This window comes from Castellaniella sp. (assembly GCF_036379515.1).
In the GTDB taxonomy this organism is placed as follows: domain Bacteria; phylum Pseudomonadota; class Gammaproteobacteria; order Burkholderiales; family Burkholderiaceae_B; genus Castellaniella.
Map to the genome: position 1 here is coordinate 140,593 of NZ_DASVGN010000038.1, position 25,587 is coordinate 166,179.

At 60.6% G+C, this 25,587-nt stretch carries 22 protein-coding genes; 3 read left to right on the forward strand and 19 right to left on the reverse strand.

All coding sequences use genetic code 11. The features are described from left to right. Positions 1-125 precede the first annotated feature (125 nt). Both VF285_RS13775 and cueR read left to right on the forward strand, forming a co-directional pair. The gene (locus tag VF285_RS13775) at positions 126-2,396 is read left to right on the forward strand and encodes a heavy metal translocating P-type ATPase (RefSeq protein WP_346953206.1); all 2,271 of its coding nucleotides are present in this window, start codon (positions 126-128) and stop codon (positions 2,394-2,396) included. Beyond that, positions 2,389-2,823: a Cu(I)-responsive transcriptional regulator gene (gene cueR, locus VF285_RS13780; protein ID WP_346953207.1), complete on the forward strand. Its 435-nt coding sequence runs from the start codon at positions 2,389-2,391 to the stop codon at positions 2,821-2,823. Before VF285_RS13775 ends, cueR begins: the two co-directional genes overlap by 8 nt. Here the strand turns inward: cueR and VF285_RS13785 are convergent. The 19 genes from VF285_RS13785 to VF285_RS13875 all read right to left on the reverse strand — a co-directional run bounded on the left by VF285_RS13785 (position 2,775) and on the right by VF285_RS13875 (position 24,258). Further along, complete coding sequence (locus tag VF285_RS13785) at positions 2,775-3,356, reverse strand: nitroreductase (RefSeq protein ID WP_346953208.1); 582 nt, start codon at positions 3,354-3,356, stop codon at positions 2,775-2,777. The genes cueR and VF285_RS13785 overlap by 49 nt on opposite strands. A gap of 21 nt (positions 3,357-3,377) precedes the next feature. Further along, positions 3,378-4,100, reverse strand: a complete 723-nt coding sequence (gene pdxJ, locus VF285_RS13790) for a pyridoxine 5'-phosphate synthase (RefSeq protein WP_346953209.1) — start codon at positions 4,098-4,100, stop codon at positions 3,378-3,380. A 1-nt stretch (position 4,101) separates the two neighbouring features. Continuing rightward, the gene (locus VF285_RS13795) at positions 4,102-5,529 is read right to left on the reverse strand and encodes an efflux transporter outer membrane subunit (protein ID WP_346953310.1); all 1,428 of its coding nucleotides are present in this window, start codon (positions 5,527-5,529) and stop codon (positions 4,102-4,104) included. A gap of 8 nt (positions 5,530-5,537) precedes the next feature. Next, the gene (locus VF285_RS13800) at positions 5,538-8,708 is read right to left on the reverse strand and encodes an efflux RND transporter permease subunit (protein WP_346953210.1); all 3,171 of its coding nucleotides are present in this window, start codon (positions 8,706-8,708) and stop codon (positions 5,538-5,540) included. Between the two features lie 47 nt (positions 8,709-8,755). Then, positions 8,756-9,946 (reverse strand): efflux RND transporter periplasmic adaptor subunit, encoded by a 1,191-nt coding sequence (locus tag VF285_RS13805; protein WP_346953211.1) that lies wholly within the window; start codon positions 9,944-9,946, stop codon positions 8,756-8,758. A 65-nt stretch (positions 9,947-10,011) separates the two neighbouring features. Beyond that, the gene (locus tag VF285_RS13810) at positions 10,012-10,557 is read right to left on the reverse strand and encodes a TetR/AcrR family transcriptional regulator (RefSeq protein ID WP_346953212.1); all 546 of its coding nucleotides are present in this window, start codon (positions 10,555-10,557) and stop codon (positions 10,012-10,014) included. A gap of 56 nt (positions 10,558-10,613) precedes the next feature. After that, positions 10,614-11,408: an ABC transporter ATP-binding protein gene (locus VF285_RS13815; RefSeq protein ID WP_346953213.1), complete on the reverse strand. Its 795-nt coding sequence runs from the start codon at positions 11,406-11,408 to the stop codon at positions 10,614-10,616. Positions 11,409-11,411: 3 nt separating this feature from the next. After that, a complete protein-coding gene (locus tag VF285_RS13820; protein ID WP_346953214.1) occupies positions 11,412-12,299 on the reverse strand; it encodes an ABC transporter permease in 888 nt (295 codons plus the stop codon). A gap of 128 nt (positions 12,300-12,427) precedes the next feature. Beyond that, a complete protein-coding gene (locus tag VF285_RS13825) occupies positions 12,428-13,333 on the reverse strand; it encodes an ABC transporter substrate-binding protein (RefSeq protein ID WP_346953311.1) in 906 nt (301 codons plus the stop codon). Positions 13,334-13,505: 172 nt separating this feature from the next. After that, positions 13,506-14,174, reverse strand: a complete 669-nt coding sequence (locus tag VF285_RS13830; RefSeq protein ID WP_346953215.1) for a phosphoribosylanthranilate isomerase — start codon at positions 14,172-14,174, stop codon at positions 13,506-13,508. A 188-nt stretch (positions 14,175-14,362) separates the two neighbouring features. Next, entirely contained in the window at positions 14,363-15,157 is a 795-nt protein-coding gene (gene truA / locus VF285_RS13835; protein ID WP_346953216.1) for a tRNA pseudouridine(38-40) synthase TruA, read from the reverse strand. A 31-nt stretch (positions 15,158-15,188) separates the two neighbouring features. Further along, positions 15,189-16,823 (reverse strand): FimV/HubP family polar landmark protein, encoded by a 1,635-nt coding sequence (locus VF285_RS13840; protein WP_346953217.1) that lies wholly within the window; start codon positions 16,821-16,823, stop codon positions 15,189-15,191. Between the two features lie 44 nt (positions 16,824-16,867). Beyond that, positions 16,868-17,998, reverse strand: coding sequence for an aspartate-semialdehyde dehydrogenase (gene asd / locus VF285_RS13845; protein ID WP_346953218.1), 1,131 nt, complete (start codon positions 17,996-17,998; stop codon positions 16,868-16,870). Between the two features lie 36 nt (positions 17,999-18,034). Continuing rightward, complete coding sequence (gene leuB / locus VF285_RS13850; protein ID WP_346953219.1) at positions 18,035-19,111, reverse strand: 3-isopropylmalate dehydrogenase; 1,077 nt, start codon at positions 19,109-19,111, stop codon at positions 18,035-18,037. After that, positions 19,108-19,755 carry a 3-isopropylmalate dehydratase small subunit gene (leuD, locus tag VF285_RS13855; protein WP_346953220.1) on the reverse strand — a complete coding sequence of 216 codons (648 nt, stop codon included), beginning with the start codon at positions 19,753-19,755 and terminating at the stop codon, positions 19,108-19,110. Before leuD ends, leuB begins: the two co-directional genes overlap by 4 nt. A 9-nt stretch (positions 19,756-19,764) precedes the next feature. After that, complete coding sequence (gene leuC / locus VF285_RS13860) at positions 19,765-21,168, reverse strand: 3-isopropylmalate dehydratase large subunit (protein ID WP_346953221.1); 1,404 nt, start codon at positions 21,166-21,168, stop codon at positions 19,765-19,767. Positions 21,169-21,317: 149 nt separating this feature from the next. Further along, positions 21,318-22,376, reverse strand: a complete 1,059-nt coding sequence (aroC, locus tag VF285_RS13865; RefSeq protein ID WP_346953222.1) for a chorismate synthase — start codon at positions 22,374-22,376, stop codon at positions 21,318-21,320. A gap of 45 nt (positions 22,377-22,421) precedes the next feature. Next, entirely contained in the window at positions 22,422-23,900 is a 1,479-nt protein-coding gene (locus VF285_RS13870; protein WP_346953223.1) for a protein adenylyltransferase SelO, read from the reverse strand. Continuing rightward, positions 23,893-24,258, reverse strand: coding sequence for a DUF2069 domain-containing protein (locus VF285_RS13875; protein ID WP_346953224.1), 366 nt, complete (start codon positions 24,256-24,258; stop codon positions 23,893-23,895). Before VF285_RS13875 ends, VF285_RS13870 begins: the two co-directional genes overlap by 8 nt. A 32-nt stretch (positions 24,259-24,290) precedes the next feature. Here VF285_RS13875 and VF285_RS13880 point away from each other — a divergent pair, with 32 nt between their 5' ends. After that, positions 24,291-25,556: a YihY family inner membrane protein gene (locus VF285_RS13880; protein WP_346953225.1), complete on the forward strand. Its 1,266-nt coding sequence runs from the start codon at positions 24,291-24,293 to the stop codon at positions 25,554-25,556. Positions 25,557-25,587: the final 31 nt, after the last annotated feature.

A 25,587-nucleotide genomic window follows, 5' to 3' on the forward strand; every position in this document is an offset into this window, starting at 1 on the left:
TTGACTCTGTGACAAGCTCAAATCTCTTCAATTCTTGCCAATCCCCTTGACATTGACACAAGGTTAGAGTTCATCATCAGGCCGTCATTAGGTCATCAGGTTTCCAGTCTTTCAGAGGGTCTCTCATGCCACCCGCCGCAACGCCTCTCACCATCGACCTGCGCATCGAAGGGATGACTTGCGCATCCTGCGTACGCCGCGTCGAGACCGCGTTGGCAAAGGTTCCTGGCGTGCAGACCGCCAGCGTGAATCTTGCAACGCGCCAGGCTCGCGTAGTACTCGCTGACGCCTCGACTGGGCCCGATGCGCTGATCACGGCCGTCAACAAGCGAGGCTACGAGGCACAGCTTCTGGCACCTGAGCAACCGACCGCAGTGGCTCTCGACGAAGAAGCGGCCATAGTCCAGCGCCATTTTGTCACTGCGGCGATCCTGACCATGCCCGTGTTCATGCTGGAAATGGGTTCTCACCTGATGCCGGGGTGGCATGCCTGGCTAGGATCACTCATGAGCTTCCAGGCCCTCGCATTTCTGGAATTCGTCCTCTGCACGATGACTCTTGCGGGACCGGGACGCGTATTCTTCACACGTGGATTCAAAGCCTTGTGGCACGGCGGTCCCGACATGAACACGCTGGTGGCCCTAGGCGCGGGCAGCGCCTGGCTCTACTCGACTCTCGTCACCTGGGCACCCACGCTCTTTCCAGCTGAATCCCGTTACCTGTATTTCGAAGCTGCAGCGGTCGTCGCCACCTTGATCCTTCTCGGTCGCTGGCTGGAGGCCCGCGCTCGGGGGCGGGCAAACTCAGCCATCCACCAGCTGATGGATCTGCAGGTGCGCACCGCCTGGGTTCGACGCGATCACCAATGGCAGGAGCTACCAATCGACCAGCTCGTCACAGGCGACGAAGTCCGGGTACGTCCAGGAGAAAAAATTCCAGTCGATGGCATTGTCGTCGAGGGAGACTCCTGGGTGGACGAAGCGATGATCACCGGTGAATCCATGCCGGTTCACCGTCAACCGGGCGACCCCACCATCGGAGCTACGCTCAACACGCAAGGAAGCCTCATCGTTCGCACTGGGCGCATCGGAGCACAGACTGTCCTGGCGCAGATTATTCGCCTCACCGGCGAAGCCCAGGCAGCCAAGCTTCCCATCCAGCACCAGGTCGATCGCGTGACAGGCTGGTTCGTCCCTGTCGTCATGGGGCTTGCGCTCCTGTCCTTCGCAGGCTGGTGGTTCTGGGGGCCGATCCCTGCCCTGCCACATGCCCTGATTGCGGGAGTGGCAGTTCTCATCATTGCCTGCCCCTGTGCCATGGGGCTGGCCACGCCTATCTCCATCATGGTGGCGACGGGCCGCGCAGCGCGCTCGGGTATCCTCTTCCGGCACGGAGACGCGCTCGAGCGCCTGCGCAACGTGCGCGTCGTAGCGTTCGACAAGACGGGGACGCTCACCCACGGAAAGCCGACGCTGGCCAACCTGGAAGCCTTGGTCGAATCAGAATCCGAGGCTGACTTGCTCAGCGCCATGGCCAGCGTGCAGCAAGCCTCCGAGCACCCCATTGCGCACGCCCTGGTTCAGGCGGCGCACGCCCAAGGGCTCACGCCGGCGCCAGTGGAAACCTTTTCAGCGCTGGGGGGCGCCGGTATCGAAGGCACGGTTCGGGGTCAGCAGTGGCTCATGGGAACTCCCCGATTGATGCGCGCCCGAAGCATCGCAGTCCCGGCCGCCATCACGCGGCGTTTGGACGAACTGGCCAGCCAAGGAAAGACGGCATTTCTGGCTGCCCGTGATGGCCGGCTGGTCGCACTGGTTGCCGTCGCCGATACGCTACGTCCCAGCGCGCGAACGGCCATCACTGCGCTTCACGCCATGGGCATCCAGGCGGCCCTGATCACGGGAGATCACCCCGCTGCTGCGCACGCCGTCGCCACCGAACTGGGCATCGACATCGTGCACGCGCAAAACCTGCCACAAGACAAAGTCAGCCAACTGAAGTCCCTGCAACATCGCTTTGGCGCGCTGGCATTCGCAGGGGACGGAATCAACGACGCACCCGCACTCGCCACTGCCAACGTGGGAATCACAGTCGGCCAGGGGACGGACATCGCGATCGCCTCGGCGGACCTCGTGCTGATGAGCGACAACCTGGAGGCCATTCCGCTCGCGATCACGCTTTCACGGCTGACCCTGCGAAACATCGCCCAAAATCTTTTCTGGGCCTTCGGGTATAACGTGGCACTCATCCCCATCGCCGCAGGCGCCCTGTACCCCGTCTTCGGGTTACAGCTGTCCCCCATGCTGGGTGCCGTCGCCATGGCGTTGTCCAGCCTTTTTGTCGTCAGCAATGCGCTGCGACTGAAATGGCTCTCCCTGGAGGTTCCTCATGCTTAATATCGGCGAGACTGCAAGCCGCACCGGCTTGAGCCCCAAGATGATTCGCTACTACGAGCAGCAGGGCCTGTTTGTCCCGCACGCGCGCACGGCCGCTGGCTACCGACAATACGACGAGCGCGACTTGCATGCCCTGCGCTTCATCCGTAGTGCGCGAGATCTGGGCTTTTCACTTCAGCAAACGGCAGAACTGACTGAATTATGGCGCAACCGTCAGCGAGCCAGCGCGGAGGTCAAGCGCCTGGCGACCGCTCACATCGCCGACCTGGAAGCCAAGGCCGCTACCTTGCAACGGATGGCCAACACGCTGCGCGACCTTGCGGAGCACTGTCATGGGGATGCTCGACCCGAGTGCCCCATTCTGGACGGGCTTGCGGATCAATCGGCGATCGGCGCAGCGTGCCACTCAGACACGAAGTCTCGGTAATCGGGTCTCTGCTTCTCGGGCAGAGGGTCGATGGGGGTCCCCAAAGACACATACCCCATGAAACGCATGTCCAGAGTATCAAAGCCCAGCGCCTCGCCCACCCCGTCGAGGTAGGTGCCCATCCCGGTGCTCCAGAAGCCGCAATACCCGAGCGCATGAGCTGCATTGAGCATGTTCATGACGGCGGCGCCCACGGATAGCAGGCTCTCTTGTTCACGGATGCGGCCTCGTGGATCTGGTGCGCACCCTACCGCGATCATGAGAGGGACTTTGGACAACCACTTTCTTGCATTCTGAATCTTGGGTTCGGGGAGCGGAGAACCTGCCTGCACCCCCGCCTCGATACCGAGGTCGATCAGCATCGGGATGTCCGCCCCCCGGACGACCTTGAAGCGCCACGGATGCACAGCGCCATGATCAGGGGCACATACGGCCGCCTGCAGAATCAGGGACAGCTCATCTTGACTGGGTCCCGGCGCCTGCACATACTTGACCGAACGACGCGTATACAAAGCCTGCAAAAAATCTGACATGACATCCATCCTGTCGAGCACTCAGTGCGCTGCCTGAATGATCAATGCCTTCATACGGCGAATGGCGGCCTCCCAGCCATCAAAGACGGCTTGTGCCACGATCGCATGACCAATATTGAGCTCCGTGATGCCAGGCAAGGCGGCGATGACCTGCACATTGCCATAATGCAGCCCATGGCCTGCGTTGACGCGAAAGCCCGCTGAGATTCCTTGTGCAATGGCACTGCGAATCCGTCGCAGCTCCGCACCTTGCGCCGCAACGCTCGTGGCATTGGCAAATGCCCCAGTATGCAATTCAATGTTTTCTGCACCGGTGCGTGCTGCTGCTTCTATTTGTGCTGAATCGGGATCAATGAAGAGCGACACTCTGATGCCTGCTTCGCGCAGGCGGGCCACAGCCTCGCTCACTTGAGTGCTCTGCCCCAAGACATCGAGCCCACCTTCGGTCGTGAGCTCACGTCGCTTTTCGGGCACCAGGCACACGTCCTGCGGCCGAATCTCACACGCAATGGAGAGCATTTCGGGCGTGATGGCGCATTCAAGGTTCATCCGCGTGCGCAGCGCAGGCCGAATGGCCCGCACGTCCGCGTCCTGAATGTGGCGCCGATCTTCACGCAAGTGCAAAGTGATGAGGTCGGCCCCCGCTTCTTCGGCGCGTAACGCTGCCTGTAGAGGATCGGGATACGTTGTCATGCGTTGCTGCCGCAACGTCGCTACATGGTCAATATTGACACCCAGTTCCATCTTAGCTCTCGCTGACGGGTTCTTTGACATCGCTCGGGTCCCAGCCTCCGCCCAAGGCCTTGTACAGCTCTACCCGATTGGCCAGCGCACTCGCACCGACCAAAATGAACTGCTGCTGCACGCCATAGAGCGTGACCTGAGCACTTTGAATTTGCAAAAAGCTGTCTACACCCGTTTCATAGCGCAGCTGAGACAACTTCAGGGCACGCACAGCCGCTGCCTCGTTACTGCGCAGGGCATCCAGCTGCCGGCTATAGGTGGCCTCGCCTGCCAGCCCGTCAGCCACTTCACGAAATGCAGTCTGGATCGCCTTCTCGTAGGATGCCACGGCAATCCGCTGCGACGCCTTGGCGTAATCCAGATTGCCCTTCACCCCTCCGGAGAAGATCGGCATCTGAATCTGCGGGCTGTATTGCCAATATCGGTGGCTACCCCCAAACAGTGCACCCAACTCCGGGCTTGCAAACCCCAGGAGACCCGTCAGGGTGATACGCGGAAAGAAGGCCGCCCGCGCGGCACCGATCTGAGCATCCGCCCCGATCAGATCGTGCTCGGCCCCCATGATGTCAGGGCGCCGCTCAAGCAGCTGGGATGGCAAACCCGCAGGTAAGGCGCTCAACAGCTGTGCACTGCCAAAAGGAGCCGGTGCGGGCAAATCGGCCGGCACCGCAGTGCCCAAGAGCAGCTGCAGCGCGTTGTTGGCCTGAGCCAGGTTTCGCTCGACAGAAATCTGATCGGCCTGAACCGAATCCACTTGCCCCTGCGCCTGCGCGAGATCAAGATCAGAGGCAACACCCGCATTGAACCGCGCTTGTACAAGCTGCAGCGTGCCCTGCCGAGCCTGCAATGTCTTGTTCGTCAGACCCAGCATGGACTGCGCAGACCGCAGATTGAAGTACGCCTCGGCCGTCTGCGCAATCAGAGCCAGTTGTACCGTGCGACGAGCCTCTTCCGTGGAAAGGAACTGCTCGTAGGCTGCCTTGCTCAAGTTGCGCACACGACCAAAGAAGTCCAGCTCAAACGCCGTCATTCCCACCCCTGCGATATAGCTTTTGCTCACAGCGGGAGAATCGGGCCCAGCCGTGCGCATATTAGGTGGCAGTCGGGTGGCCTGCTCCGTTCCCTGGATGCCAAGGGTCGGAAGCTGATCACTTTGTGCCACACCATACTGCGCACGAGCTTGTTCCACACGCTGTACCGCGATACGCAAGTCACGATTGTTCCTGAGCGCCAACTCCACGAGCGCCTGCAGGCGTTCGTCACGGAAAAAATCGCGCCAAGGTGGCAACGCTGCCGAGGTGTCCTGCGCCGCCGCGCCCGGGTACTGATCAGGCACTGGCGAGGCCGGGCGATGGTACGTGGGTGCCAGCGAGCAGGCACCCAGTGCCAGGCAGAGGCTGGACACCAACCAGAGGCGCTTGGACTTCATGCGGGTTCTCACGACTGTTCTCCTTCGCGAGTGACTTCGGCTGATGGGATATGAGGCGCCTGGTGATGTCCCAGCAACTTGGGCTTGGTCTTGAACAGTCTCAGGACAGCGACAAAGAATGTGGGGACGAAGATGATCGCCAGAGGCGTGGCAGCCAACATGCCGCCCATGACACCCAGGCCCACGGCATTCTGGCTTGCTGCACCAGCGCCACTGGCTACCACCAGAGGCACTACGCCCAGGATGAAGGCAAAAGACGTCATCAAGATGGGGCGGAAGCGCAAGCGGGCCGCTTCGATTGCAGCCTCTTTGAGGCCTGCACCGCTGGCGTAGAGGTCCTTGGCGAACTCCACAATCAGGATGGCGTTTTTGGCCGCCAATCCGATGACCGTCACCATGCCGACCTGAAAATACACATCATTGTCTTTACCCATCAGGCTGCTGAGTACGACTGCACCCAACATCCCCAGGGGAACGGCGAGCATGACCGAAAGCGGAATGGCCCAGCTCTCATAGAGCGCCGCCAGCACCATGAACACGACCAGCACGGACAATCCCAGCAGGATTGCAGACTGGCTGCCTGCCTGAACCTCTTGATATGAAAGACCGGTCCACTCATAGCTCAGGCCTGAGGGCAACTGGGCAACCAGACGTTGCATCTCGGCCATCGCCTGCCCCGTGGAATACCCAGGCGCAGCCGACCCGCCGATACGCACGGATTCATAACCGTTGTAACGCACGACCTGCACGGGGCCTTGGGTCCACTTCAAGGTCACGAAGGAAGATAGCGGCACCATGTCGCCACTCGCGTTTCGTGCGTTGAGCTTCAGGATGTCGTCCGGACTCATGCGGTCATTTTCGTCGGCCTGCACCCAGACATTCTGCACCCAGCCCTGATTCGTGAATTTGCCCACATACGAGGACCCGATGGCCGTCGAAATCACGTTGGCGACTTCCGAGAAATTCACGCCTAGTGCAGCGGCCTTGGTGCGGTCGATATGCACCTGCAGCTGAGGCCCAGGTCCGAGGCCTGTGATACGCGTTTGCGTCAGAATGGGGCTCTTGGCCGCCATCCCCAGCAACTGTTGCGCCGCCGCCTCGAGGGCCGCATGCCCCACGCCGCTGCGATCTTCGAGACGCATGTCAAAGCCCGAGGCGTTACCCAAAGAAGAAATGGCCGGAGGGGTAATCGAGATCACCATGGAATCCGGTAGGCCAAAAAGCAGCTTGCCCATGGCGGTGTTCGAAATGGCCTGAGCCGAATCCCCCGGACCCTTTCGTTGTGAAAAGTCCTTGAGCGGCACAAACGCAATGGCTGCATTCAGGCCATTACCATTGAAACTGAAGCCCTGTACCGCAATGATATTGGCCACCTGCGGCAGGCTCATGAAGTACTTCTCGACCTTTTTGATGACCTCGACCGTCCTGTTCGAACTGGCCCCCGAGGGCAGTTCAATGTTGGCGACCACGTAACCCTGATCCTCATCGGGCAGGAACGAAGTCGGCAGACGGACGTACATCCATCCCATCACCACCACCAGCAAACCAAACACCAGCATCAGGCGAAGAGTGCGCTTGAGGCTTCGGCTGACCCAGTGCGTATAGCCATTCGTCGTGCGGTTGAAGCCCCGATTGAACCAGCCGAAAAACCCGCGCCCTGAATCATGTTGACCTTTGGTGACAGGCTTGAGAATCGTCGCGCACAGGGCCGGCGTGAAACTCAAGGCCAGGAAAGCCGAGAACAGAATGGAAACTGCCATGGCCACCGAAAATTGCCGGTAAATCACCCCGACCGAGCCCGACATGAAAGCCAGCGGCAAAAAGACCGTGGTCAGCACCAGCGTAATCCCCACGATTGCGCCCGTAATCTGCGGCATGGCCTTTTTGGTGGCCTCTTTGGGAGGAAGCCCCTCTTCGGCCATGATGCGCTCGACATTCTCAACGACCACAATCGCGTCATCGACGAGAATCCCGATCGCCAGCACCATGGCGAACATGGTCAGTACATTGATGGAGAAGCCTAGCGCCAGCATCACCGCGAAGGCCCCCAGGATTGCCACGGGAACGACCAACGCCGGAATCAAGGTGTAGCGAATGTTCTGCAAAAACACGAACATCACCACAAACACCAGCAAAATGGCCTCGAACAAGGTGTGCACCACCTGTTCAATCGACAAGCTCACGTACGGAGATGTGTCATACGGAATCGCGTAGGTGATGTTGTCAGGGAAAAACTGTGACAACTCCTTCATTTTGGCCTTGACCAGCTGCGCGGTTTCCAACGCATTCGCAGTCGGCGTCAACGACACCGCAAAAGCAGCCGTCGGCTTGCCATTCAGCCGTGCGCCAAATTGATAGTTGTCGGCCCCGAGTTCAACCCGTGCGACATCCCGGATACGCACCGTGGACCCGTCAGGGTTGGAGCGCAGAACGATGTTGCCAAATTCTTCGGGCGTCTTGAGTTGACCATTGACCGTCAAGGGCGCAACCGTCCGCTGCGAGCTGGGATTGGGGGGCGAACCCAGCTGCCCGGCCGAGATCACCATGTTCTGGCTGGAGACCGCGTTGTCGACGTCGGTGGCCGTCAACCCATAACCCAATAATTTCTGGGGATCGAGCCACACCCGCATGGCGCGTTGCGCAGCAAATAACTGGAAGGTGCCTACACCCTTGACGCGCGAGATCGGGTTCTGGATGTTGCGCGTGACGTAATCAGCCAGCGCAGTCTGATCCATGGAGCCGTCTTTGGACGACACTGTCACGACCATCAAAAAATTGGAATTGGCCTGCGTGACCTGAATTCCTTGCTGCACAACCGCCGCCGGTAATTTTGCAGTCACATTGGACAGCCGGTTCTGCACATCGACCTGCGCAAAGTCGGGGTCCGTCCCGGGCGCAAAAGTGACCGTCAGCTGCGCCTGGCCGTTGGAGTCGCTCACCGACTCGTAATACAGCAGCCCTTTGGCACCGTTGAGCTGATTCTCGATGACGCTGGAGACGCTGGTGGCGACTTCGGTGGCTGACGCACCCGGATACGTCGCCTGAATGTTGACGGTGGGCGGCGCGACCTGTGGATACTGCGACACAGGCATATTGGGAATGGCCAGGATCCCCGCCAAGGCAATCGCCAGGGCCACTACCCAGGCAAAGATCGGTCTGTCTATGAAGAACTGAGGCATGAATGCTCGCGAGAGGAATGTCTGGGAGAGTCAGGAACGCAAGGCGCTCAATGCGACTTGGGCGAGGCTGCCGGCGCAGCCGCCGACTCAGCGGCAAGCTTCCAGGGCATGGGCTGAACAGGCGCCCCGGGCCGAATCTTCTGGAATCCCTCGACCACGATCTGATCGCCCGCCTTCAGGCCCTGGTAGACGATATACCCCTGCCCTGACTGAGGGCCCAGTTCCACCGGCGTGTAGGCTGCCTTGCCATCGACCACCTTGACCAAAGTGTTTTTTCCATCCGCCGTTCGCTGAATTGCCTGCGCCGGGACCACGAGCGCTTTCTGATCAATCCCCTGAACCAGCCGGACCGTGACGTAGAGCCCTGGCAACAGGATCCGCTCCGGATTCGGGAACAAGGCCCGCAAGCTCACCTGACCGGTTCCGGGGTCAACCGAGATGCCGGAGAACAGCAATTTTCCGGGATGGCGGTAGGCACTGCCGTCACCGAGGAACACTTCAGCCTGCGCATTGCCTTCGCCGTCCGGTTTCAGAATGCCATCGGCCAGCTGCCGGCGCAACGTGGAGAGTTGCGCAACAGGTTGTGTAATGTCGACGTACACCTGATTGAAGCGCTGCACTGTCGCCAGCGCGGTCGCCGAGCTGGCGCTGACCAGTGCCCCCACCGTGACCAGCGACTTGCCAATCCTCCCGGCAATCGGAGACGTGACCCGGGTATAGGCGAGATCGATGCTGGCAGACTCGAGCGCTGCCTTGGCGGCGGCCACGCCTGCGGCTGTCTGACGTGCCTGAGCCACGGCATTGTCGTAATCCTGCTGCGCCACCGCATGCTGTTTGACCAGCACGGCAAACCGCTTGGCCTGCAGTTGTGCCGTCAGCGCGGCGGCCTCGGCATTTTTCAATTGCGCGGCCGCTTGATCGCGAGCGGCTTTGTAGGGCGCAGGATCGATCGTATAAAGGAGCTGGCCCGCCTTGACCTCGCCGCCCTGCTCGAAGTCGATGGACTGAACGATGCCATTGACCCGTGCACGGACATCGGCGTCTTCAATCGCCTGGACACGTCCAGGAAGCTCCGTATGCACCACTGTGGCCTGCGGTTCGACCTTGACCACACTGACCGGAACCTTCATGGCGCCGGGATTCTGAGGCGCCTTCTGCCCGCATGCAGCCAGCGCCAACAATGAGACCAGGGCCAGAGCCCGGCAGGCACCCCCTGCTGTCGGTCCAGAATGGTCCATGCGAAGAACTCCCGAAATTTTGAATTTTGATTGGATTTTGGCTGAATACTTGATTGTGCCTGAAGTCATGCTGTTCCCGCGAAGCGGTCTACCAGAATTTTCACGCGAACGCTCAGCACGTCCAGTGACGGCCTGTCGGTCAGAAGCCCTTCCAGCGCCAGCAGAAATACCAGCGACACAACCGGGTCTCCCAGAACCTGGGCCACACATTGACGCACCCCTTCACGCTGGCGCTCAGCCACCTGCGGCCTCAGTCGCTCGCACACGTCGTGAAATTCGGTCGCCATAGGGGCGACTTCCATCTCTGACCAAAGGTCCAGGAGCACGATCTGACAAATATCGTAAAGGCGGCTGCGTGGCGCGGCGGTCGCCAGGGCGGCCTCGTGCGCCACCGGCAAACGCGACAGCAGCCAGTCATCGAACACTTGGATGAATAAATCTTCCTTGTCGCGGCAGACCTGATAGAGCGAGGTTCTGGAAATGGATGCGCGCCGCGCGACTTCTTCCAGCGAAGTGCGGGAAAAGCCAAAATTAAGAAAGCACCATCGGGCCGCATCCAGGATACGAACGCGTCGGGCCTCCACCATGGCTGCCGTGAGTTTCTGAGACATCCGCGCATTCTGACAAAAAATGCAATTTTTGTCAAAACATAATTTTGCGCCACCACTCACCCCAAAAGCAGTGTGTCGTCTGCCAGCTCTTCTCCCCGCACTTTCTCAAACATCGCCAGCAAGTCCGGAACATCCAGACCTCGACGCGCGTCACCGGAGACATCGAGCACGACCTTCCCCTGGTGCAGCATCACCGTGCGGTCACCCACATCGAGGGCCTGGCGCATGCTGTGTGTGACCATCATGGTAGTGAGGCCTTGCTCCGCCACCACGCGCACCGTCAGGTCCAACACGAATTTTGCGGTTCTGGGATCCAGCGCTGCAGTGTGTTCATCCAGCAACAGAATCCGTGAGGGCCGTAACGAAGCCATGAGCAGGCTGACCGCCTGACGCTGCCCGCCGGACAGCAGGCCGATACGATCGGCAAGACGCCGCTCCAGGCCCAGCCCCAGCATGGACAGGCGTTCGCGGAACAAGACCCTCATTTCTTCCCGAACCGCTCGTCTGAGACTGCGGAACTGGCCCCTCCCCAGAGCCAGCGACATGTTTTCTTCAATCGTCAGGTTCTCGCAGGTGCCGGCCATGGGGTCCTGAAACACACGAGCGACCTTGCGGGCGCGATCCCACACGGGCTGCCGTGTCACGTCCTCACCGTCAATGAGAATCGACCCACTGTCGACGGATTGTTCGCCTGAAACAGCATTGAGAAAAGTGGACTTTCCTGCCCCATTGGACCCGATCACCGTCACGAACTGCCCTGGCGGGATCTCAAGCGACAGGCCACACAACGCCTGCGTTTCAATCGGCGTCCCTGGGTTGAAGGTCAGATGAAGATCTTTTGCACTTAACATGGTTCACGCCCTTCTGCGATGCAAACGCTGCTTGATGAGCGGAATGACCAGAGCCACCGTGACCAGTACGGCAGTCACCAGATTCAAGTCCTGGGCCTTGAGGCCAATAAAGTCGGCATTCAGGGCCAGCGCCACGAAAATGCGGTAGAGCACTGCGCCAATCACAACCGCCAGGGTCGTGACCACCAGCCTGCGGCTGGGCATGATGGACTCGCCAATAATGACGGCGGCCAAGCCGATGACGATGGTGCCTATCCCCATGGAAATATCGGCTCCACCCTGCGACTGTGCAAACAGCGCACCTGCCAGGCCACACAGCGCATTGGAAATGCCCATTCCCAACAACACCATATTGCCCGTGCGAATGCCCTGGGCGCGCGCCATCCGCGGGTTTGACCCGGTCGAACGCATCGCCAGTCCCACCTGAGTGCCGAAGAACCAGTCGAGCAGCAGCTTGACCACCACCACAAGCACCAACAGGATCAGAGGGCGCGCCACGTAGTCTTCCAGCCCTGGGGGCTGCAGCACGGTAAACACCGTGGACTCTGTAATGAGCGGGATGTTCGGCGCTCCCATGACACGAAGATTGACGGAATAGAGCGCGATCATGATGAGAATGCTGGCGAGCAGATCCATGATCTTCAACCGCACGTTAAGCCAGCCCGTCACCACGCCCGCAAAACCGGCGGCGAGCGTACCGGCCGCTGTTGCCAGGAAGGGGTCCATCCCATGATGGATCAGGATCGCGGCCGTCGCTCCCCCGAGCGGAAAACTGCCGTCCACGGTCAGGTCCGGAAAATTCAGGACCCGAAACGAAATCAGGACTCCAAGAGCCACCAGGCCGAAAATGAGCCCGATTTCCAGGGAGCCCCACAAGGAATAAATGGACATAAAAATCTCAGAAAGCAGGTCTGGTAGCACTTGGCACGACGGATTCACCACGCGCCATCTCAGCCAAGGCCAGACCATAAAATTCGGACCGCGATCAAGCGGTCCGAAACTGGCCACTGCCGCTGTGGTTACTTGACGACCTTGGTCGCCGATTTGATGAGCGATTCAGGCAGCGTGACCCCTTGTTTGGCAGCGGCGCCAGGGTTCACGTAGAGCTCAAGCTTGGAGCTGGTCTCCCAGGCAAGATCACCCGGCTTGGCGCCTTTCAGAATCTTGACGACCAAGGCGCCGGTCTGCAAGCCGAGATCGTGATAGTTGACGCCCAACGCGGCAACAGCCCCACGCTTGACGCTGTCGGTGTCGGCGGCGATGAGCGGAATCTTGGCGGCTTCACCCACCTTGACCAACGCCTCATAAGCCGAAACCACGTTGTTGTCGGTGTTGGTGTAAATGGCGTCGACCTTCCCGACCAGGCTGCGCGCCGCCGCACCCACGTCGACCGTGCGCGGTGCCGTTGCCTCGACCAATGTCATGCCCGCCTTGGGCAGCAGCTCGCGCATCTGCTTGACCACGACGACGGAGTTGGCCTCACCGGGGTTGTAGACCATGCCGATTTTCTTGGCGTTAGGCACAATCTTTTTGATGAGATCGATCTGCTTTTCTAGGGGCAAGGCATCAGACAAGCCCGTGACGTTCGTACCCGAAGGCCCTACACCTGGCACCAATTGAGCGGCCACGGGGTCGGTCACCGCCGAAAAGACGACCGGAATGCTTTTGGTGGAAGCCACCACCGCCTGAGCCATGGGCGTGGCAATGGCGACGATGACGTCGGGCTTGTCGCCTACGTATTTGCGCGCAATCTGGGCTGCAATTGCATTATTGCCCTGTGCCGTCTGAAACTGCCACTTCAACCCCTTTGCCTCGGTGTAGCCAGCAGCCTTCAGCGCATCCCGTACCCCATCCTTGACTGCATCGAGCGCAGGGTGCTCGACGATGGATGCCACAGCGACAGACTGCGCATGCGCAGGCGTCATCGCCAGCAGGCTGGCAGCCGCTACCACGCCAGCCAGGTTTCGTAAGACGGGATGCAAATTCATGAAATAGCTCCTTGAGGCGCAGCAGCCAAGGCTTGTGGCCCTGGCGATCAGCTGCACAGTCTACTGTCGAAATGCAAAATTGACTGCAGGGGATATCCCTGGAAGTCGATCATTTTAGCGTGCGCCGGTCGTCGGCCAGGGCGACGGCGTGAACGAAGGCGAAAATACGCGCGCCGTCCTTCAAACCAGGGCCTGATTCCACGCCGCTGCTCACATCCACGCCAAAAGGACGGCACACAGCAACGGCCGACCCCACGGACTCGGCGGTCAACCCCCCCGAAAGAACGACCGCGGGCCGATCCGGTTCTCTGGGCACTTGCGTCAGCAGCGAGAGGTCGAAACGCTGACCGCTGCCGCCATACCCGGAACTGTAACTGTCAAAGAGCCAACCCGCCGCCTGAGGGTATTCGAGACAACGCGCGGCCAGCGTCGGCGCGGTGTCCTGGCCTGGGGCGCCGACTCTAAAGGCCTTCAGATAGCGCACGCCGAATTGGTTGCAGAACGCGGCCGATTCCGCGCCATGGAACTGCAGCAGATCAGGGCCGACTTCGTTGAGGACTGCCTGCACGTCATTCGCCGCTGCATCGACGAACAGTGCCGTGACGCACACGAAGGCAGGTACACGCTGACGCAGCGCTCGCGCCTGCTCGATTGAAACCAGCCTGCGGCTCCTGGGGTAGAACACCAGGCCGATCGCATCCACACCTGCGGCCACCGCAGCGTCCACGTCTTGTGCGCGCGTGAGCCCGCAGACCTTGATACGAGTTCGTGAATTCATTGAAACGCCTCTGCACGCAAATGAAACGGCGCGAAGCCAACAGGCGGGTGTACGAAAGACGTCTGCATGTTCATGGTTGACGAGGCTCCGAACCAAACACGATCCCCAAGGCCTCGATCTCGGCTTGGAGACGTGCGGTTTCATTCTATCTGAAGATTTTTTTACGACGGATGGAAACAAGATCGAACCTACAACCCCAAGTGTCGCGCCAGGGCCCGCTGCGGCGTCACCAGAGGAAGGTCTGGCGCCTGAGGGTAGAACACATGGGCCAGATACAGGCCGTCGGGCATGAAGGTCGGTGCTGCAAGGCGTCTGTCTTTCTGGCGCAGCAGATCGGCCACCCAGCCTGGATCACGCCGACCGCGACCGACCATGACCAGCGCCCCCATGAGATTGCGCACCATATGGTGCAGGAACGCATTGGCGCGGAACTCGAACACCAAAAAGCAGCCGCGCTCTTCGACTTCGAGGGCCTGCAGGGTTCTGACGGGGCTCGCCGCCTGGCATTGAGCTGCCCTGAACGCGCTGAAATCGTGCTCGCCCAGCAAAAGTGCCGCCGCACGACGCATGGCGACCACGTCCAGAACATCGTGCACCCAGCCTACCCGCCCCTGCAAGATGGGCGAACGGACGGAAGCACAACGCAGCACGTAGAGATAAGTTCGCGCGCGAGCGTCGAAACGGGCATGGAAATCAGCGCCAACCGGGTGCGCCCACTGGACGGACACTGTCTTGGGCAACAAAGCATTGAGCCCGCGCACCCAGGATTGATCACGACGAACGGAATCCGTATCGAGGTGCACGACCTGCTGCAGCGCATGCACGCCTGTGTCGGTGCGCCCTGCACAGATCGTTGCAGTGGGCTCTGCCAGAAACTGTGCCAGCGCTGCCTCGAGGGCATCTTGCACCGTACGGCCACTCGGCTGGGTTTGCCAGCCCTGCCAGGCCTGCCCGTCGTAACACAAACCCAGCGCGAGTCTCATACCCAGGCGTGTCGATCAGGCTGCACCCGCATCAAGTATCCGACGAGGTTCGAGCGTCTGAGGGCGGCAGATCAAGGTCAATGCCCTGAAGTTTTTCCTGCACCATGGCTTCTGTCACGTGGGGATCTGCATCGGCCTCGTCTCGAGCCGCATTCGCTCGGCGCAACAGCCAGGCAATGATGAACACAATCAGGGCAAGCAGCCCCGTCATGACGCCAAGAAGATGGTCCTGCAACCAATTCACCCTGTGTTGAGTCTGTTCTGTGGCATGCCGTTCGGCCTTTTCGGCATTGGCATGTGCCTTGGCCTGGCTGGCTGCAGTGTCACCCGCCGCGTTGAAGAGTGGATCGCTCCCCCCTGCGGACGAAGGACTTTTGACACTGGCAGGGCCAGTACTGCTGGCATTGGACGTTGGACCAGCCGTCGCAGCCAGACCAGCTGCAGTCACACCGTCCCCGGCACCCGCAGCAGCTCCAGGCGAGGCATCGCCTGCCCCTGTCGTGCCTGCAGCCGCACCCTTGCCATCTGGGCCGCCGGCAGCCACTCGATCTGCTGCTTGCGCAGCCGCTTCATGACTTGCCTGGCTGATCGCGCCTGCAATCTTCTGGATCGAACTGCCAATGGCCGTCGCACCAGTGGTGACCACATTGCCGGCGGCTTGGCCCTGCGACTGCAGCGCCTGATTCAGATTCTGAACATTGTCCTGCAACTGGTCTACTCGCGATTCTGCGTCCTTCAGGGCATGACCACGCGACGTCCGCGCGTCTGCATGATCACTGCGGCCTTCTGAGAGCCGAACCTGATCATGAGACGACGACTTGGCACCCGCTGCTGCTTTGGAGCCGGGCTTCGAGACTGTCCCGGCTCGCGCCTTCCCTTCTTGTACGATTGAGGTCCGTGCGGCAGCGCGGCCGCGCAAGCGATCGAACGCCGCTGTCTGGGCCACGAACTGCCGCCGCGCCTCTGCATCGGAAATCGAGAGCATGTCGGCCACGCTCGGTACCGAAAGCGACGCACCTGCACGGACGAGATTAATATTCTGATGGATGAAGGCCTGGGGATTGGCGCGCTGCAACGCGAGCATCAGCTGATAGACCGACACACCGGCCACCGGATTACGTCGCGCCACGGCGAACATCGTGTCACCGGTCCGCACGCGAATCGATTCTCTGGATTGCTGCCGTGTGTGCTTTGCTGCAGCCGAGCCCACGGCAGCCCCGCCGGGCACCCCCGCAGCACCTGACGCTGCGCCCGCTCCACTTGCCAGAGTCGGCCCTGGTGCCACCAACGAAACCTGATAGCGCTCAGATCCCGTCGCCGTGCGCACATCGAGCAACAAATCAGCCAGCGTGCCCGAAAACGGCTCGGGCGACTGCACGCGCAACACCCGGGCCGAATCCGCGCCAGGCCCCGGAGCGACCAACACCGACAAAGTATCGAGTGCAACCGGCGGAGTCAGGCCCGCCTGTGCCCAGGCCGTTGCAGGCGCAGGCTTCGCCGACAACGCGTGCAGGTCGGCTACCGTAAGATGCGTGAGGGGAACGATGATGCGAAGAGGCTGACCTGCCGAGGACGCCAGTCGCGCGTGGCCGAAATCTGCCGCCTGGGCGGCTGCCGGAGCAGCCATGAGGGCGGCCAATGCGAACGTCAACCAGGCGTGGCGCATGCCAAGGCTACCGGGAAACCGTCGAAGGTGGCCGGACATACCCATTACAACTCGCCCAAGGCGATCCGCAACATGCGGCGCACGGGCTCTGCTGCCCCCCAAAGGAGCTGATCGCCCACAGTGAAGGCACTGAGATATTCTGGTCCCATGGACATCTTGCGCAGGCGCCCAACGGGAATATCGAGCGTGCCAGTGACTGCCACGGGCGTCAACGCTTGAACCGTTGCTTCTTTTTCGTTGGGAATGAGCCGTGCCCATTCGGTACCCGAACGGATGGCCGCATGAATGTCTTCAAGCGGAATGTCTCGACGCAATTTGATGGTGAGGGCCTGGCTGTGGCAACGCATGGCACCGATGCGCACGCACAAGCCGTCGACCGGAATAGCCGGGTCTGAAAACCCCGGGCCACGACCCAGAATCTTGTTGGTCTCTGCGCTGCCTTTCCATTCCTCGCGCGACATGCCGTCCTTCAGATCCTTGTCGATCCAGGGAATCAGGCTGCCGCCCAGCGGCACGCCAAAGTTGTCCTGGGGCAAGGTCGGATCTTGCTGCGCCTTGAGCACGCCACGATCGATGTCCAGAATGGCCGACGCTGGATCTTTAAGAAGGTCTCCAACAGCCGAATTGAGCACACCAAACTGAGTCAGAAGCTCGCGCATATGACGCGCTCCGCCCCCTGACGCCGCTTGGTAGGTCATGGAAGTCATCCACTCGATCATGTCGGCCTTGAACAAGCCAGCCAGGCCCATCAACATGCAACTGACCGTGCAATTGCCGCCGATGTAGTCCTTCACGCCACGCTTCATGGCCTGGTCGATGACCGGACGATTGACCGGATCGAGCACGATGATCGCATCGTCTTTCATGCGCAGCGTACTGGCAGCATCAATCCAGAGGCCATTCCAACCAGCCGAACGCAGCTTGGGATAGACCTCGGTGGTGTAGTCGCCCCCTTGCGTTGTCACGATAATCGGCAATTTTTTCAGTGCATCGATGTCGTAGGCGTCTTGCAAAGGCGCCGCCCCTGCGGCCCACTCAGGGGCGGCGCCCCCCGCATTGCTGGTCGAAAAGAACACAGGTTCGAAGAAGGCGAAATCTTTCTCGTCGCGCATGCGTTGCATGAGCACCGACCCCACCATCCCTCGCCAACCGACCAGACCAACTGCTTGAGCCATAAAACCCACCAAAACCAAAAAATGAACGGGAAGTTTCTATTCTAATGCCTGTAACACGGCGTCGCCCATCTCGGAAGTCGAAACCTGGGTGGTTCCTGCCTCGTAAATGTCGCTTGTACGCAAACCCCGCGCCAGCACCGACTGAACCGCTGCCTCGATCCGGTCGGCCGCAGGCGCCTGATTCAGCGAATAACGCAGCATCATGGCGGCCGACAAAATGGTTGCCAGAGGATTCGCCACGTTCTTGCCTGCAATGTCGGGAGCCGAACCATGGCTGGGCTCATAGAGCCCCTGCTTGCTGGCATTGAGTGAGGCCGAAGGCAGCATGCCGATGGACCCCGTCAGCATGGCGGCTTCGTCAGAAAGAATGTCGCCAAAGAGATTGCCAGTGACCACCACGTCAAACGCCTTGGGCTCCCGCACCAACTGCATGGCCGCGTTGTCGACGTACATGTGGGATAGTTCAACCTGCGGGTACTCACGCGCCACGTCGATGACGATGTCGCGCCAGAACTGGGACGTCTCCAGGACGTTGGCCTTATCCACGCTGCACAGCTTGCGACTACGCTTGTCCGCTGCCTGGAAGGCCACGTGGGCAATGCGGCGAACCTCAGACTCGGCGTAGTGCATGGTGTCGAAGCCCTGACGTTCGCCCGCGAGCGGGCCGTCAGAAACCGTACGTACGCCACGCGGCTGGCCAAAGTAGATGTCGCCTGTAAGTTCACGCACGATCAGGATGTCCAGCCCTGACACCACCTCGGGCTTGAGAGACGAGGCATTGGCAAGCTCTGGATACAAAATGGCCGGGCGCAGGTTGGCAAACAGCCCCAACGCCTTGCGTAACCCCAGAACAGCCTGCTCAGGGCGCAAGGATCGCTCCAGATGGTCGTACTTCCAGTCGCCCACGGCACCAAACAGCACCGCATCGGAATGGCGCGCCAGGTCAAGCGTGCTCGGCGGCAAAGGGTGCCCCTGTGCCGCGTAGGCCGCCCCACCCACGGGAGCCTCCGTGAACTCCAAGCCAAGATCCAACGCCTCCAGGACGCGCACAGCCTGCGCGATGATCTCCGGGCCAATGCCATCACCCGGCAATACGGCGATACGCGAACTCATGCATGCTCCTTGACCAGCCAAGGGTTCCGCTCGAGACGCTGGGCCTCGAAGGCGCGAATTTCGTCTGCGTGCAAAAGCGTCTGGCCGATTTCATCCAGCCCCTTGAGCAGGGATTCTTTTCGATATGCATCGACGTCAAAAGGCCATGCAGCGCCGTCCGGGGCCTTGACGCACTGCGCAGACAGATCGACCGTCAGCTCATAGCCGGGCGCTGCAGCAACAGCCTGGAACAGGCCGGCTACCACATCTTCCGGCAGCACGATGGGCAGCAAGCCGTTCTTGAAACTGTTATTGAAGAAAATGTCGGCAAACGACGGCGCAATCAGCGCCCGAAAACCAAACTGCTGCAACGCCCAAGGCGCATGCTCACGACTGGAGCCGCAGCCAAAGTTTTTGCGCCCCAGCAAAATGGACGCCCCCTTGTAACGCGGCTGATTGAGCACGAATTCGGGATTGAGCGGCCGCGTGCTGTTGTCCATGCCGGGCTCGCCATGATCCAGATAGCGCAGCTCGTCGAACAGATTGGGCCCGAACCCTGACCGCTTGATGGATTTCAGGAACTGCTTGGGGATAATGAGATCCGTGTCCACATTCTCACGGTCCAGGGGAGCCACCAGGCCCCGATGTGTAGTGAAGGCTTGCATGATGGCTTCCTATTGAAAAGTACGGACATCCACAAAATGGCCGGCAACCGCCGCAGCAGCAGCCATGGCCGGGCTGACAAGGTGCGTACGCCCACCCTGCCCCTGCCGCCCTTCAAAATTACGATTCGACGTGGACGCACAGCGTTCACCCGGGTCCAGTCGGTCGGCATTCATGGCCAGACACATGGAGCACCCCGGTTCCCGCCACTCGAAACCCGCCGCCAGGAAAATTTTGTCGAGTCCTTCTTTTTCTGCCTGGGACTTCACCAGCCCAGATCCCGGCACCACCATGGCCAACTTTACGTTGGCCGCTACGGTGTGCCCCTTGGCAACAGCCGCTGCCGCACGCAGATCCTCGATGCGCGCATTGGTGCACGAGCCAATGAAGACCTTGTCCACGGGAATCTCGCCCATGGGCGTGCCGGGCTTCAGGTCCATGTACTTCAAGGCACGCTCCATACCTTTGCGACGCACCCCATCTGCCTGCGCAGCAGGGTCGGGCACACGGCCACTGACCGTCGTGACCATCTCGGGGGATGTGCCCCAGCTCACCTGCGGTTCAATCTGGGCCGCGTCGATTTCGACCACGCGGTCAAATTGCGCATCCGGATCTGAATGCAGCGTCTTCCAATAAGACACGGCCTGGTCCCAGAGCGCTCCCTCGGGGGCATAGGGTCGGCCTTTGAAGTAGTCGATCGTGGTCTGATCCACGGCTACCATACCCGAACGGGCGCCGGCTTCGATTGCCATGTTGCAGACTGTCAGGCGCCCTTCCATGGACAGCGCGCGCACGGCACTGCCTGCGAACTCGATGGCATGACCAGTACCACCCGCCGTACCGATCTGGCCGATGACGTACAGAATCAGATCCTTGGCGGTACAGCCAAATGGCAACGTGCCCTCGACGCGAACCAGCATATTGCGGCTCTTCTTCATGAGAAGCGTCTGGGTGGCCAACACATGCTCGACTTCGGACGTGCCGATCCCAAAAGCCAGCGCGCCCATGGCGCCGTGAGTACTTGTGTGCGAATCACCACACACCACTGTCATGCCGGGCAAGGTGGCGCCCTGCTCGGGGCCGATGATGTGCACGATCCCCTGGCGTCTGTCGTTCATGCGAAATTGTGTAATGCCCCAGGCATCGCAATTTTTGTCCAGCGTATCCACCTGCAGCCGCGAAATCGGGTCCTTGATGCCCTGAGCCCGATCGGTCGTCGGCACGTTGTGATCGGACACCGCGAGGTTCGCGGCAATACGCCACGGCTTGCGGCCTGCCAACTGCAAGCCTTCGAATGCCTGTGGGCTGGTCACCTCGTGAACGAGGTGACGGTCTATGTACAGCAGACAGGTACCGTCCGGGCCCTGATGCACCACATGGGCATCCCAGAGCTTGTCATACAAAGTTTGGGGCATGATTGTGTCCTGCAATATGGAAAACGGTCGAATCAGGCGTCTGATTGCCTGGAGTCAAAACCATTATGACAGCCTGGACTTGCGCAACAAGCCCAGTCGTTATCCTAGTATTGCAGGTAACTGGTACCCTGAGTGACCTGCCCGACGACCTAGCCGCACTGCGCCCGCTGACGCAACGCGTGATCCATGAGCACAATGGCCAGCAAGGCCTCGGCAATAGGCGTAGCCCGAATCGCCACGCAAGGGTCATGGCGTCCCAGCGTCTGCACCATGACAGGCTCATTGGCCTTGTTGACCGAATGGCGTTCGATCCGAATGCTGGATGTAGGCTTGACCGCCAGCGACACCGTCACGGGCTGCCCCGAAGAAATCCCGCCCAGCGTCCCGCCTGCATGATTGCTGAAGAATCCGTCTGGCCCCAGCTCATCCCCCTGTTCGGAACCCCGCATCGTGATGCAGTCAAAGCCCGAGCCAATGGAAACGCCTTTGACCGCGTTCAAACCCATCATGGCGTGCGCGATGTCGGCATCCAGGCGGTCGTAGATGGGCTCCCCCCACCCCGTAGGAACCCCTTCGGCGACGACCTCGATACGCGCACCGATGGAGTCACCATCATGGCGTAACTGGTCCATGAAGGATTCAAGCTGCGGCACAATGGCCGCATTGGGTGCATAGAACGGATTTTCGGGGACTGCATCCCAAGAATCGAAAGGAATGGGAATCGGGCCCAGCTGACTCATGTAGCCCCGAATGACTACGCCATGTTCCTGTTCGAGCCATTTGCGTGCAATCGCCCCTGCGGCGACGGTCGGGGCCGTCAATCGGGCCGATGAGCGCCCGCCCCCACGCGGATCGCGAATACCGTACTTCTTCCAGTACGCATAATCGGCATGCCCCGGACGGAAGGTTTCAGCAATGCTCTGGTAATCGCGGCTGCGGGCATCGGTATTGCGAATCAAGAGGCTGATGGGGGTTCCGGTGGTCTGGCCTTCAAAGACCCCGGACAAGATTTCGACTGTATCCGGTTCACGCCGCTGCGTCACGTGACGTGAGGTGCCCGGGCGGCGCCGGTCCAGCTGTACTTGAATGTCGGCTTCGGACAGCGGCAGGCCCGGAGGGCAACCGTCAACTACCGCCCCAATGGCCGGCCCATGGGACTCGCCAAAATTGGTCACGCGAAACAGGGTACCCAGAGTGTTGCCAGCCATGATCGATTCGTAGAGGAGGTCGGAATTTCACCGCATTATGACATCTCAGGAAGAGCAGCTCACCGCGACCTGGGGCAGATCATCTCGGGGTGGGCGGGCCAGATCTTCGCAGCCCGGATGGAATTCATACGGCCGGCGCAAGACCGTAAACAGTCGGTCCAACCTGGAAACGTCCCCTTGTTGAACTGCCACGATGGCCTCCTGCGCCAAATGGTTGCGCAAGACATACAAAGGATTGCTCGCGTCCATCTGCGTGCGGCGTACTGGCCAAGTGCCAGGATCTTCCTGTGCAAGACGCGCGACATAGCGATCCAGCCACGCCTGCGCGGGCGCGGGATCGGCGAACAAAGACAGCCAGGGTGTCGCATCACTCGAAACTTGCGCGAGATGCCGAAAGGCCAGTGTGAAATCCGCGTGCTGCGAATGCAGCAGGGCCCACCAGTCGTTTTCCAACGCAAGATCTTCCGACCGCCACGCAGAGAGCCCCCACTTGCGCGCCAGCCCTTCACGATAGGCTTGAAGGAACAGGCTTTCGAACGACTGCAGGCACGCGTCCAGGGATGGCACGTCGCACCCCAGTACCTGGAAGCTCTCGGCCAGGCGGTAGAGATTCCAGCGCGCCACACCGGGTTGCGCATTCCAGGCATAACGACCTGAAGTATCGCTGTGGTTACACACGTGGTCGATCTGAAACCCATCCATGAAGCCGTAAGGGCCGTAGTCCAGCGTGAGGCCCAGGATGGACATATTGTCGGTGTTCATCACCCCATGGCAAAACCCGACCAGCTGCCATCGGGCCAGCAAGCGCGCCGTTCGTTGAACCACTTCAGAGAGCAGGTTCAGCGCCATTTGCGCAACATCGGGAGACTCGGCGCTTCCCACCCAGCAGTGGGGATAAAAACGCTGTACTACATAACACAGCAGCGCCGCCTGATCGTGGTGCGAGGATGCCCAGTGTTCGAAGTGACCAAAGCGAATGAACGAAGGGGCAAGGCGCGCCACGATGGCGGCGGTCTCCAGGGATTCGCGCACCACGCGATCGTCCGAAGCCACGAGTGCCAGCGCGCGCGTTGTAGGGATGCCCAGCCCGTTCATGGCCTCGCTTGCCAGGTACTCGCGCACACTGGAACGCAGGACAGCCCAACCATCGCCCATGCGCGAATACGGAGTCCGCCCAGACCCCTTGAGCTGGAGCTCCCAGGTGGTTTCTCCCAGCGTGATGTCACCCAGCAGGTGCGCGCGTCCATCGCCCAGTTGGCCCGCCCAGACGCCAAATTGATGGCCGCTATAGACCGTTGCAATCGGCGCAATATCCGCCGCCAGCCTGCGGCCACCTGCGCACAGCGCCAGAAACGCGGCGCTGTGACAATCAGACTCTGTCAGGCCAAGCATGGAGGCAAGCTCGGCATCGACATGCAGCAGGCGGGGCGCCGTCAGCGGTCTCGGTTCGACGCAGCTGTAGAAGGTCGCGGGCAAGGTTGCAAACGAACACCTCAGCCGCGCCTGGCTGAACAGTTCATCCATGGCGAGCGGCCTTCTTGGCCGGACGCACGTACAGGATCGCACCCAGATACAGGCCCAGCGAAAGAATGATTTCAAGTCCGGCCAAAGCGGCTGAAACAGGGGAAAGATCAGACCAGGCGCGCACCACCCCTTCCATCAGGTAGAGCAAACTGAGCATGGACACCCACTGCATGGTGTAGAGGCTGCCCTTGAGAACGCCTCGCACGGCAAACAGCAGAGGGACGGCTTTGAGCACCATGAGGCTGCCATGGGGGTGCAGAGGGGCCCAGCGCCATTCCCACCCCACGCACAGAACAATGAGGCCGAGCAAGCTGACCACGGCGAGCCCATGCAGCTCGCGACTGAGTTTGACTTCCATACTGATATTATGACCTGAAAACTCGACGGCCCATGCCTATGCAGCCCTCCGATCCGTCCGTACCCGAGCCCCCGACCGGCACTCGTCGTGCGCACGCGGCCGACATCTTGCGCTTTACGCTGGATTTCGCCGGCCATCGGCGCCTGACACGAGTGGCTTCCAGCGTGACCTTCACGACCGTACTCGCCATCGTGCCGCTATTGGCCGTCGTATTGGCACTGTTCACAGCCTTTCCGCTCTTCGCCGAATTTCGCACGGCACTGGAAGCCTTCCTGGCCGAGAGCCTGCTTCCGCCTTCGGTGTCCGACACGATCATGCGCTACCTGAACCAGTTCGCCGCGCAGGCCTCCGGCCTGACCGCCGTGGGTGGAGCCTTCCTGGTCGTGACCTCCATCTTGCTCATCATGACCATCGACCAGGCCTTCAACGAAATCTGGAGCGTGACCCGTCAAAGGCCATTGCGACAACGCCTGCTGGTCTACTGGGCAATCATCTCGCTGGGACCGATCCTGACTGGCGCCAGCCTCTGGGCCAGCTCAGTGCTGACGCGCGAGTCGCTTGGCTACATTGCGATACTCCCTGTGGGTCAAGGCCTGTTGCTGTCGATCATGCCGTTTGCCCTTTCAGTCCTGGGGTTCACGGCCCTGTTCGTTGTCGTCCCCAACTGCCGCGTGCTCTGGCGTGATGCGCTGCTGGGGGGATTGGGCACAGCCTTGGTGCTCACGCTCATGAAGACCGCCTTCACCGAGTACCTGACACGATTTCCGTCTTATACCGTCATCTATGGCGCGTTTGCGACGTTACCGATTTTCCTGCTCTGGATCTACCTGCCATGGCTCGTGGTGCTCATGGGGGCCACGGTCGCCTCACTGATGCCCGCGCTACGACTCAGACGCTGGACGCGACTGCGGCACCCGGGGGAGCAAGCCACTGACGCCCTGCGCATTCTGAACCTGCTCTGGTGCTCACGCAGCGACCACCCGCCAGGACGCAGCGCAAGTTACATGGGTCGACATCTGAGGACACACCCTGATTCGTTACGCGAATTGCTCGATCAGCTAGGCACCTTGGGCTACATCGCACCGGTCGCAGACAGCGACCGGTGGATCCTGGCCTGCGACCCATTGGAAACTACCGCAGGACCTCTGGTAGATTCCCTGCTGATCGAGCGCAGCCAGCCAGCGCTCACCCCCACTTTGCTGCAAGCGTTGGCCAACGCATTGCTCCTGAAACCAGACACCTTGCAAGACCTATTTCAGCAAGAAGCTTCCGCCCCTTTTGAGGATGATGCACAATAGCAAAACGTAGGCGCATTGTTGCGTCCGAGGT

Coding starts and splice junctions, on each gene's coding strand:
- VF285_RS13775 (WP_346953206.1), top strand. CDS start 126: ATGCCACCCGCCGCAACGCCTCTCACCATCGACCTGCGCATCGAAGGG.
- cueR (WP_346953207.1), top strand. CDS start 2,389: ATGCTTAATATCGGCGAGACTGCAAGCCGCACCGGCTTGAGCCCCAAG.
- VF285_RS13785 (WP_346953208.1), bottom strand. CDS start 3,356: ATGTCAGATTTTTTGCAGGCTTTGTATACGCGTCGTTCGGTCAAGTAT.
- pdxJ (WP_346953209.1), bottom strand. CDS start 4,100: ATGGAACTGGGTGTCAATATTGACCATGTAGCGACGTTGCGGCAGCAA.
- VF285_RS13795 (WP_346953310.1), bottom strand. CDS start 5,529: ATGAAGTCCAAGCGCCTCTGGTTGGTGTCCAGCCTCTGCCTGGCACTG.
- VF285_RS13800 (WP_346953210.1), bottom strand. CDS start 8,708: ATGCCTCAGTTCTTCATAGACAGACCGATCTTTGCCTGGGTAGTGGCC.
- VF285_RS13805 (WP_346953211.1), bottom strand. CDS start 9,946: ATGGACCATTCTGGACCGACAGCAGGGGGTGCCTGCCGGGCTCTGGCC.
- VF285_RS13810 (WP_346953212.1), bottom strand. CDS start 10,557: ATGTCTCAGAAACTCACGGCAGCCATGGTGGAGGCCCGACGCGTTCGT.
- VF285_RS13815 (WP_346953213.1), bottom strand. CDS start 11,408: ATGTTAAGTGCAAAAGATCTTCATCTGACCTTCAACCCAGGGACGCCG.
- VF285_RS13820 (WP_346953214.1), bottom strand. CDS start 12,299: ATGTCCATTTATTCCTTGTGGGGCTCCCTGGAAATCGGGCTCATTTTC.
- VF285_RS13825 (WP_346953311.1), bottom strand. CDS start 13,333: ATGACGCCTGCGCATGCGCAGTCTGTCGCTGTGGCATCCATCGTCGAG.
- VF285_RS13830 (WP_346953215.1), bottom strand. CDS start 14,174: ATGAATTCACGAACTCGTATCAAGGTCTGCGGGCTCACGCGCGCACAA.
- truA (WP_346953216.1), bottom strand. CDS start 15,157: ATGAGACTCGCGCTGGGTTTGTGTTACGACGGGCAGGCCTGGCAGGGC.
- VF285_RS13840 (WP_346953217.1), bottom strand. CDS start 16,823: ATGCGCCACGCCTGGTTGACGTTCGCATTGGCCGCCCTCATGGCTGCT.
- asd (WP_346953218.1), bottom strand. CDS start 17,998: ATGGCTCAAGCAGTTGGTCTGGTCGGTTGGCGAGGGATGGTGGGGTCG.
- leuB (WP_346953219.1), bottom strand. CDS start 19,111: ATGAGTTCGCGTATCGCCGTATTGCCGGGTGATGGCATTGGCCCGGAG.
- leuD (WP_346953220.1), bottom strand. CDS start 19,755: ATGCAAGCCTTCACTACACATCGGGGCCTGGTGGCTCCCCTGGACCGT.
- leuC (WP_346953221.1), bottom strand. CDS start 21,168: ATGCCCCAAACTTTGTATGACAAGCTCTGGGATGCCCATGTGGTGCAT.
- aroC (WP_346953222.1), bottom strand. CDS start 22,376: ATGGCTGGCAACACTCTGGGTACCCTGTTTCGCGTGACCAATTTTGGC.
- VF285_RS13870 (WP_346953223.1), bottom strand. CDS start 23,900: ATGGATGAACTGTTCAGCCAGGCGCGGCTGAGGTGTTCGTTTGCAACC.
- VF285_RS13875 (WP_346953224.1), bottom strand. CDS start 24,258: ATGGAAGTCAAACTCAGTCGCGAGCTGCATGGGCTCGCCGTGGTCAGC.
- VF285_RS13880 (WP_346953225.1), top strand. CDS start 24,291: ATGCCTATGCAGCCCTCCGATCCGTCCGTACCCGAGCCCCCGACCGGC.